The organism is uncultured Enterovirga sp., from assembly GCF_964242715.1.
In the GTDB taxonomy this organism is placed as follows: Bacteria; Pseudomonadota; Alphaproteobacteria; order Rhizobiales; family Beijerinckiaceae; genus Enterovirga.
The window spans coordinates 1-9,196 of sequence record NZ_CAXTAZ010000090.1 but is presented as its reverse complement, the minus strand read 5'-3'; the positions used below and the strand labels follow the sequence as shown (position 1 = coordinate 9,196).

Genomic DNA, 9,196 nt, shown 5'->3' with positions numbered 1-9,196 from the left:
TTTGGCGCGGCGCTTCCAGCCCGTCTTCGTGTCCGAGCCGACGGTCGAGGACACGATCTCGATCCTGCGCGGCATCAAGGAGAAATACGAGCAGCACCACGGCGTCCGCATCCAGGACGCGGCGCTGGTCGCGGCGGCGACGCTGTCGAACCGCTACATCACGGACCGATTCCTGCCCGACAAGGCGATCGACCTCGTCGACGAGGCCGCCTCGCGGCTTCGCATGCAGGTGGATTCGAAGCCCGAGGAGCTGGATACGATCGACCGCGAAATCGTGCGGCTCAAGATCGAGGGCGAGGCGCTCAAGAAGGAGACCGACACCGCCTCCAAGGACCGGCTCGGCCGGCTCGAGAAGGAATTGGCCAATCTCGAAGAGCGCTCGGCCGCGATTACGGCGCGCTGGCGTGCTGAGAAGGACAAGCTCGGCCACGCGGCGGAGCTGAAGAAGAAGCTCGACGAGGCCCGGACGGAACTCGCCCAGGCGCAGCGCCTGGGCCAGTACCAGCGCGCGGGCGAACTCGCCTACGGCATCATCCCCGGGATGGAGAAGGAGCTCGGCGAGATCGAGGCCCGGTCCGAGGACGGCACGCGCGGCAATGGCTCAGGCTTCATGGAGGAGGCGGTCACGCCGTCCCACGTGGCCGGCGTCGTCTCCCGCTGGACCGGGATCCCGGTCGACAAGATGCTGGAGGGCGAGCGCGCAAAGCTGCTCGGCATGGAGGCTATGCTCGCCCGCCGGGTCGTCGGCCAGGAGGAAGCTGTGCGGTCGGTCGCGACCGCCGTCAGGCGCGCCCGTGCCGGGCTCCAGGACCCGAATCGCCCGATGGGCTCCTTCATGTTCCTCGGCCCGACCGGCGTCGGCAAGACCGAGCTGACCAAGGCGCTGGCGCAGTTCCTGTTCGACGACGAATCGGCGCTCGTCCGCCTCGACATGTCGGAATACATGGAGAAGCACTCGGTCGCACGGCTCATCGGCGCGCCGCCCGGCTATGTCGGCTACGAGGAGGGCGGCGCCCTCACCGAAGCCGTCCGGCGCCGGCCGTACCAGGTCGTCCTCTTCGACGAGATCGAGAAGGCGCATCCGGACGTGTTCAACGTCCTCCTGCAGGTGCTCGACGACGGGCGGCTGACGGACGGGCAGGGCCGCACGGTCGATTTCCGCAACACGCTCATCATCATGACGTCCAATCTCGGGGCCGAATACCTGGTCAACCAGGGCGAGGGCCACGACACCGACGAGGTGCGGGACGAGGTGATGAATGTCGTCAGGGCGCATTTCAGGCCGGAATTCCTGAACCGCGTCGACGAGATCATCCTGTTCCACCGCCTCAAGCGGACGGAGATGGGCGCGATTGTCGACATCCAGCTCGGCCGGCTCGCGAAGCTGCTCGAGGACCGGAAGATCACGATCGAACTCGATGCGGAGGCGCGGGGCTGGATTGCCGAAAAGGGCTACGACCCGGCTTATGGCGCACGTCCGCTGAAGCGCGTGATCCAGAAGAATATCCAGGATCCTTTGGCCGAGCTGATCCTGTCCGGGCAGGTGCATGACGGCGAGACCGTCCCGGTGCGGCTCGGGCCGCTCGGCCTGATGCTGGGCGACGTCAGCGTCGGCGCCGAGCGCCGGCCGGCCGGGATGGCCCTGAACTAAGCCGCGGGCGGCGGCCTTCCCCCGGCGGGCAGGCCGCCGCTCCGCGTCAGTATTCGATGCCCTTCTGGGCCTTGATGCCCTGCCGGAACGGGTGCTTGACGAGCGTCATCTCGGTCACGAGATCGGCGATCTCGATCAGCTCCGGCTTGGCATTGCGGCCGGTGACGACGACATGCTTACCGGCCGGCTTCTCGTCGCGCAGAAAGGCGACCACCTCCTCCACCGGCAGGTAATCGTAGCGGAGCGCGATGTTCAGCTCGTCGAGCAGGACGAGCCGGTGGCGCTCGTCGAGGATCAGCTCCTTGCTGCGCTCCCAGGCCGCCCGCGCCGTCGTGATATCGCGCTCGCGGTCCTGCGTGTCCCAGGTAAAGCCCTCGCCCATGACGTGGAGGGTGACCAGCTCCGGGAAGCGGCCGAGCAGCTTCGCCTCGCCCGTCTCCCAGGACGGCGCCTTGATGAACTGCACGATCCCGACCGGCCAATCATAGGCGATGTGCCGGAACACCATGCCGAGCGCGGCCGAGGTCTTGCCCTTGCCGGCCCCAGTATGGACGATGAGGAGCCCCTTGTCGGCGCTCTTGCCGGCCAGCATCTTGTCCTTGGCCGCCTTGTGCTTGCGCATTTTTTCGGCGTGGCGGGCATTGGCGGCTTCGTCTTCGGGAGAGGGGATCACGGGAGCTCGCTCGGGTTGTCGGTCGCGGGACGGAGTGGGCGAAGGGGCCGCATGCGGATCCGGCCAGGCTCGACGACGCAGATATGACCCGCCCAGTCGCTCCGCGAGCCGATCGTCAGCGCGATCCAGGATGCAGCCTTGCCGGGCGACGGCATCGGCCGGCGAAACAGGATGATGCCGCATTGCTGCGGCAACCCCGCTTGAAGGGCCAGTTCGCCGAAATCGGTATCGAATGTCAGCAGGACGCGATCCTCGCGCGCCGCCCAGGCCAGGACGGCATGGTCCGCCAGGCCCGCATGGCCCTCGGTGACAGAGGCGACATCGAGTCCAGCCTGCCTCAGCGCCTGAACGGCGGCGCACGGCATGTTCTCGTCTGCCAGGAACCGCATTCAGGCTGCGCTTGGATAGGCCCGCTCTAGGCGCAGCCCGTCGCGGGCATAGGCGAGGCAGGCCAACACGTCGTCCCGGGTGAGGTTCGGGTAGTTCGCCAGGATGTCGTCCTGGCCCCAGCCCTCCGCCATCAGCCCGATGATGAACTCGACGGAGAGCCGGGTCCCGCGCACCGCGGGTTTGCCGGCCAGCACCGCCGGATCCAGCACGATTCTGGGTGTCTCGAGCGTCATGCGGGTCCGATCGCCTCCGTGTCGCCGGTGTACGGGCCGGATGCAGCATGCGTCGACGCCAGGGTGGGAGCAAGGTTGGCGGAGCTGACCATGATGGGGTCCGCCTCGCTGACGAGGTCCGACAGCACCTCCGCCGCGCGGTTCGAGCGCGGCTGCCACAGCCCGCGCCGTATGGCCTCCGCGAACCGCCCCGCCGTCTCGCGGAGCGCGGCCGGGTTCGCCTCTTCCATGAAGTCGCGCACGCGCTCGTCCTCGAGATAGGCGGCGAAGAGCTGGTCGAACTGGTGGTGGCGGACCGCGTTCGTGGTCGCCGCGAAGCCGAACAGGTAATCCACCGTCGCCGCGATCTCGAAGGCACCCTTGTAGCCGTGCCGCATCACGCCCGCGATCCATTTCGGATTGGCGGCGCGGCCGCGCACGACGCGGGCGACCTCCTCCGTCAGCGTGCGGGCGAGCGGCGCCTCCGGCCGCGACGTGTCGAGGTGGAAGACCGGCGGCGCCCGGCCGCTCAGCGTCTCGACCGTCGCGGAGAGGCCGCCCATGAACTGGTAATAATCATCGGAATCGAGCACGTCGTGCTCGCGGTTGTCCTGCGCCTGCACCACGGCATCGACCCGGGCGAGGTTCGCCGACAATCGCTCGCCCGCCTCCTCGCCCTCGCGCCCGGCCCCGTAGGCGAAGCCGCCCCAGGCGAGATAAGCCGCGGCGAAATCGCCCCGGTTGCCCCAGCCGCCTTCGTCGATCAGCGCCTGCAAGCCCGCCCCGTAGGCGCCCGGCTTCGACCCAAAGACGCGGGCCGAGGCCTGGCGGAACGCCGCCTCCGGTCCGGTGCCCGTGCTGGCAAGCGAAGCGGCATCGACCCGGATGCAGGCCGCGATCGGGTTGTCGCTCTCCGGCTCGTCGAGCGCCGCGATCGCCCGGATGGCCGAATCGAACAGATCGATCTGCACCGGGAAGGCGTCCCGGAAGAGGCCCGACACCCGCAGCGTTACGTCCACCCGCGGACGCATCAGCTCGGACAGGCCGATCACCTGGAAGCCCGTGACCCGCCCCGATTCCGGCTCCCAGACCGGCCGCGCCCCGACAAGCGCCATCGCCTGGGCGATGTCGTCGCCGCCGGTCCGCATGTTGGCGGTGCCCCAGCAGGACAGCGCAATGGCCCGGGGCCACTCGCCCTCCTCCTGCCAGTAGCGCTCGACCAGGCGCTCGGCCGCGGCCCGCCCGGTGCGCCAGGCCGCCTCGCTCGGCACCGCCCGGACGTCGACGGCGAAGAAGTTGCGGCCGGTCGGCAGCACGTCCGGCCGGCCGCGGGTCGGAGCCCCGGACGGACCGGGCGCGACGAAGCGACCGTCGAGCGCCGTGAGGCAGGCGGCAGTCTCGGCCGCGCCGGAGCGGGCCACGCGGGGGCGGAGGTCGGAGGCGATCCAGTCGAGGACGGGGCGGGTGTGGGTCCACGACATTCCACTTACGGCGTCTTGCTGAGGAGCGCCGCAGGCGCGTCTCGAAGCATGCACCCCGTCGTCTGCGCGTGCTTCGAGACAGCCGGCTCCGCCGGCCTCCTCAGCATGACGCCGTTCTGGAACTCCGCCGCGAGGCGCGCCCGGTGAGGGGGGTGCGCCCTCTTCGGATGGCGTGGTCCCCCTCACCCTGCCCTCTCCCCACCGGGGAGAGGGTTCGCGTCCTGCGGCCGCAAACGGGTTAGCCACATCCCGAACGAGCTTCGTCGCCAGCATCTCGATCCGTTCGACCGTATCCCCCGCCGTGCGCCAGGGCTCTTCGGACACACCGGCCAGCAGAGCCGGCCGCCGCCCCGTCCACGGTGCGGCAATGTCCCGCCCGAGCGGGTCGAAGCCATCCAGTCCGAAATCGGCCGCGAGCGCCCGCTGGAGCGAGGCATTCTCGGGCCGGAGTTCTGAGCGCGGCAGGCGGGCCAGGGCGACCAGGAGGTCATCGAGAAGCGTGCCCTCGGGCGAGCGGCCGAGCACGTGCAGCCCGTCCCGGATCTGCATCTCCTTGAGGTCGCAGAGATGCGCGTCGAGGCGGCGCAGCATCTCGTCGGAGCCGGCCGCGTCGCCGCCGAGATCCTCATCGAGCCGCAACGCCGAGGCGGAGGCCAGGATGTCGCGCCCGATCGCGGCGGCGCGGCCCGGGTCGAGATCGGCCGCCAGCGCGTATTCGTCGACGAGCCGCTCGAGTTGCACGAGGTCGCCGTGCAGTTCCGCCCGGGCGAGCGGCGGCGTCAAGTGGTCGACGATCACGGCCGCGCTCCGGCGCTTGGCCTGCATGCCCTCGCCCGGATCGTTGACGATGAAGGGATAGATGTTCGGCAGCGCGCCGAGGATCGCCTGGGGAAAGCAGCCGGCCGAGAGCCCGGTCGACTTGCCGGGCAGCCATTCGAGATTGCCGTGCTTGCCGACATGAACGACGGCATGGGCGTCGAAGCCCTGCCGCAGCCAGAGATAGACCGCGAGGTAATGGTGCGGCGGCGCGAGGTCCGGCGCGTGGTAGGTCTCCTTCGGGTCGATATTGTAGCCCCGCGCCGGCTGCACGCCGAGGACGAGGTTGCCGAAGCGGTGCAAAGCGAGGCGGAAGTCGCCTGCCTCGACATGCGGGTCCGCCTCCGGATCACCCCAGCGCGCCTCGACCGCCGCCCGCGTCTCGGCCGGCAGGGTCGCGTAGGCGGCCCGGTAGGCCTCGACGGGCCAGCGCACCCCACCCTGTCGTGTGCTGCGCCCGACCAGCGCGTTGGTCGGGCCGGCGGTGAGAAGCGCCATCAGCGCGGGCCCGTCCGCGGGCGCGCCGTCGAGCCGGTAGCCGGCCTCGCGCAAGGCCTCCATCAGGACGGCGCAGCTTGCAGGCGTGTCGAGCCCGACGCCGTTGGCGAGGCGGCCGTCGCGGTTCGGGTAGTTCGCCACCACCAGAGCGACGCGGCGCTCGGCGGCCGGCGTCCGCCGGAGCCGCACCCAGGCGGCGGCGAGATCGGCCGCGGCCTCGATCCGGTCGGGGACCGACCGGCTGACGATCGCGCGAGCGACCCCGTCCGGGGCCGGCTCCTTGAAGGCGACCGCGCCTGCGAAGATGCGGCCGTCGACCTCGGGCAGGACGACATGCATGGCGAGATCGCGCGGCGACAGCCCGCGCGGCGAGGCGCGCCACGCCGCTTCGCTCGTGGCCGCGAAGGCGACCTGGAGGACCGGGCAGTCGGGTGCGCCCGGGATGGCGCTCGATCCGTCATTCCGGGGCTCGCGCAGCGAGAACCCGGAACCCACGGCTTGCACGCCCTGTGGATCGCTTCCGGCCTGGCCCGCTTCCATGGGTTCCGGGTTCCGCTGCGCGGCCCCGGAATGACGGGATGCGCCCGCCGGCGTGCCGACGGCGAAGGCGGTCGCGTTCAGGACGATGTCGGGCGGCGCGGCCGCGAAGCAGGAGCGCAGCGTCGCGGCCGAGCTCTCGTCCTTGAGGCTCGTGACGAAAATGGGTTGGGCCGCGATGCCGCGCCGTTCCAGGGCGGCCGCGAGCGCGGCGACGGGCTCGGTCATGCCGCCCTGGACGAGGGCGCGGTAGAACAGGATCGCGGCGCGGGGCCGGTCGTCCGCCGGCACGGGACCGGGCCAGAAGCCGGCGGATGGCACCGGGCGCGCCGGCTCCGGGGGAGGGCCCTCGCCGAGCGCATGATCGAGCGCGGCCAGGGCCGCCCGCATGTTGTCCGGGCCGCCCTCCGCGAAATAGCGCCAGAGCGCGCGCGCCTCCGCCTCGGGCAGCGTACCGCGGGCGGCGAAATCCGGGTCCCAGCGCGTGTCGCCCGGCAGGCAGGCGAACGGGATGCGACGCTGCAACGCGACGCGCCGCAGGGTCTCGATGCCGTAGGCCCAATAGCCCGAGCCTCCGAGGAGCCGGAGCAGGACGAACCGCGCCTTCGCCAGGGTTCGGTCGGCATAGAGGTCGACCGACATCGGGTGGCCGAGCTGGAGGAAATTCGTCAGCGCGACGCCCGGCGCGCCGGCTGGCCGGTCGGCCAGGATCGCGGCGAGGCCGGCGAGCTCCGAATCCGCCGCCGACAGGATCACGATCTCAGCAGGCGCCTGCCCGAGGTCGCGGGCGGCCGTGCCATCGTCGAGATCCTGGATCGGGGCGACCTGGAGATGCACTAGCCGGCCCCGTTCGGAGGCTTGAGCCAGAGCGGCAAACCGGCCGCCACGAAGACGACCCGGGGAACGGCGGCCGCGACGGCCTGGTTCAGCCGCCCCTGCGCGTCTCGGAAGCGGCGTCCGAGCGGGGTGTCCGGGACAAGGCCCATCCCGATCTCGTTCGAGACGAAAACGACCGGTAAATCGGAGGCGGCGAGGAACTCGCACAGGGCCGCGGTCTCGCGATCGAGATCGCGCTCCGCGAAGAAGAGATTCGACAACCAGAGGGTGAGGCAGTCCACGAGGATGGCCGGACTACCCTCCCCCTTGCGGGGACGGTGGACTCGGCCGGAGGCCGAGCCGGGTGGGGGTGGTGCAGGAGGAACCCGAGGCTGTGCCTCCTGATCCACCCCCACCCCGGCCCGAAGCTTCGCTTCGGCTCGGCCCTCCCCGCAAGGGGGAGGGCAAATGAGCGCCTCCGCCCTCAACAACCCCACCAGATCGAGCGGCTCCTCGACAGCCCGCCACCCCTCCCCGCGCCGCTCGCGGTGGTGCAGGATGCGCTCGCTCATCTCGCCGTCGCCGGCCTCGGCCGTCGCCACGTAGACCGGCGTGAGGCCGCTCTCCAGGACCAGCCGCTCGGCGAAGGCCGACTTGCCCGACCGCGCCCCGCCGAGGACGAGCGTGGTCGGCAGCGCCGTCACCGGGGATGGCTCCCGTCGTCCGGGTCCCAGTCCGCCGGCGGGATGCGGGCGACGATGCCCCGGCGTAGCGCTTCCGGGCGCTCGCGCCAGAGCATGTAGCCGTGTTCGATGGACGCGAAGGTCCGGGCACCCTCGAGGATGGCCGCCGAGCCGGTGGCGGGATCGAGGTCGCCGAACACGTAGGTGTAGCGGTCGGGGCCGGTCAGCGCGACGGTGCAGGGCCGCTTGCAGACGCTGAGGCATTGCACGGCCCGGACACGGATGTCGGCGCCGCTGGCCGCGACGTCCCGGCGCAAGGTGGCGAGCAGGTCCTCGCCAGGCCGCGCCTCGGGCGGCGAGCCCTCCGGCCCCCGGCAGCTGACGCAGACGCTGATGAGCACGGGGCCGCGCGGCCCCGGTGGCGGCATGGTGCCGTCGGTCCCGGACATGAGCTTTTCCTTCCGGCCCGCCGCCGGATCAAGTTCGCGCTCTCGGCCGGTCTCCTGGCTCGCGGATCGGCGCCGAACCCCGTCTTCCCGGCTCGCGCCAGTGACGTCGTGGGGTCGACTCTCCGCCTACAGTTGCGGGGGCAGCCGCGGTTTGGGGCCGACAAGGCCCGTCCCGCATTCCCGTTTCACCCCGGCTGACCGGGGCACCGAAAGCAGCCGGCACCAACCATGCGGGCCGGCCGCTGGCAAGCGTGCCTCGGCCCCAGCGGGCGCGCCGGCCCCTTCCCTTGGCGCGCGGCGGCCCGGCTGCTATCTCGGGCCTGTTCTTCCGCGCCCGTGCGAGCCGTGGCGGGCGCATTCGCATGCGTTCCGTGCACGGACGGGCGTGTCCGCCCCCTAGGCTTTCATGACCACCCATCCGATCCAGAACATCCGCAACTTCTCGATCGTGGCGCATATCGACCACGGCAAATCGACGCTGGCCGATCGGTTGATGCAGACGACCGGCACGGTCGCGCTGCGCGACATGGGCGAGCAGATGCTCGATTCGATGGATATCGAGAAGGAGCGCGGCATCACCATCAAGGCGCAGACCGTGCGCCTCGAATACCGCGCCGAGGACGGCAAGGACTACATCCTCAACCTGATGGACACCCCCGGCCACGTCGACTTCGCCTACGAGGTCTCGCGCTCGCTCGCGGCCTGCGAGGGCTCGCTCCTCGTCGTTGACGCCTCCCAGGGCGTCGAGGCGCAGACGCTCGCCAACGTCTACCAGGCGCTGGATGCCGGCCACGAGATCGTGCCCGTCCTGAACAAGATCGACCTGCCGGCGGCCGAGCCCGACCGGGTCAAGGAGCAGATCGAGGAGGTGATCGGCCTCGACGCCTCGGACGCCGTGCCGATCTCGGCCAAGACCGGTCTCGGCATCGACCTCGTGCTGGAGGCGATCGTCACCCGGCTGCCGCCGCCGAAGGGCGACGAGACCGCGCC

General features: G+C 71.0%; 8 protein-coding genes and 1 riboswitch. Of the genes, 2 read left to right on the top strand and 6 right to left on the bottom strand.

Features of this window, described 5'->3' with window-relative positions; translation table 11 throughout:
• Positions 1-1,651, top strand: a 1,651-nt coding sequence (locus ACFE87_RS24220; protein ID WP_375462225.1) for an AAA family ATPase, incomplete at its 5' end; no start/stop codon positions are given.
• Positions 1,652-1,697: 46 nt separating this feature from the next.
• Here ACFE87_RS24220 and cobO read toward each other — a convergent pair.
• The 6 genes from cobO to ACFE87_RS24190 are packed head-to-tail and all read right to left on the bottom strand — an operon-like array spanning position 1,698 to position 8,206.
• Positions 1,698-2,324, bottom strand: a complete 627-nt coding sequence (gene cobO, locus ACFE87_RS24215; protein ID WP_375462224.1) for a cob(I)yrinic acid a,c-diamide adenosyltransferase — start codon at positions 2,322-2,324, stop codon at positions 1,698-1,700.
• Complete coding sequence (locus ACFE87_RS24210; protein ID WP_375462223.1) at positions 2,321-2,713, bottom strand: DUF5615 family PIN-like protein; 393 nt, start codon at positions 2,711-2,713, stop codon at positions 2,321-2,323. The genes cobO and ACFE87_RS24210 overlap by 4 nt, the downstream gene beginning before the upstream one ends.
• Positions 2,714-2,947, bottom strand: a complete 234-nt coding sequence (locus ACFE87_RS24205) for a DUF433 domain-containing protein (RefSeq protein WP_375462222.1) — start codon at positions 2,945-2,947, stop codon at positions 2,714-2,716.
• Positions 2,944-7,095 (bottom strand): cobaltochelatase subunit CobN, encoded by a 4,152-nt coding sequence (gene cobN / locus ACFE87_RS24200; protein WP_375462221.1) that lies wholly within the window; start codon positions 7,093-7,095, stop codon positions 2,944-2,946. Before cobN ends, ACFE87_RS24205 begins: the two co-directional genes overlap by 4 nt.
• A complete protein-coding gene (locus ACFE87_RS24195; protein ID WP_375462220.1) occupies positions 7,095-7,778 on the bottom strand; it encodes a bifunctional adenosylcobinamide kinase/adenosylcobinamide-phosphate guanylyltransferase in 684 nt (227 codons plus the stop codon). The genes cobN and ACFE87_RS24195 overlap by 1 nt, the downstream gene beginning before the upstream one ends.
• Entirely contained in the window at positions 7,775-8,206 is a 432-nt protein-coding gene (locus tag ACFE87_RS24190) for a DUF1636 domain-containing protein (protein WP_375462219.1), read from the bottom strand. Before ACFE87_RS24190 ends, ACFE87_RS24195 begins: the two co-directional genes overlap by 4 nt.
• Before the next feature lie 26 nt (positions 8,207-8,232).
• Positions 8,233-8,432: riboswitch (cobalamin riboswitch) on the bottom strand.
• A 180-nt stretch (positions 8,433-8,612) separates the two neighbouring features.
• Here ACFE87_RS24190 and ACFE87_RS24185 point away from each other — a divergent pair.
• A partial coding sequence (locus tag ACFE87_RS24185) for a GTP-binding protein (RefSeq protein WP_375462218.1) occupies positions 8,613-9,196 on the top strand: 584 nt, incomplete at its 3' end.

Excerpts from the sequence above, each read along its gene's own strand:
- ACFE87_RS24210 (WP_375462223.1), bottom strand. The coding sequence starts at position 2,713 with ATGCGGTTCCTGGCAGACGAGAACATGCCGTGCGCCGCCGTTCAGGCG.
- ACFE87_RS24190 (WP_375462219.1), bottom strand. The coding sequence starts at position 8,206 with ATGTCCGGGACCGACGGCACCATGCCGCCACCGGGGCCGCGCGGCCCC.
- ACFE87_RS24205 (WP_375462222.1), bottom strand. The coding sequence starts at position 2,947 with ATGACGCTCGAGACACCCAGAATCGTGCTGGATCCGGCGGTGCTGGCC.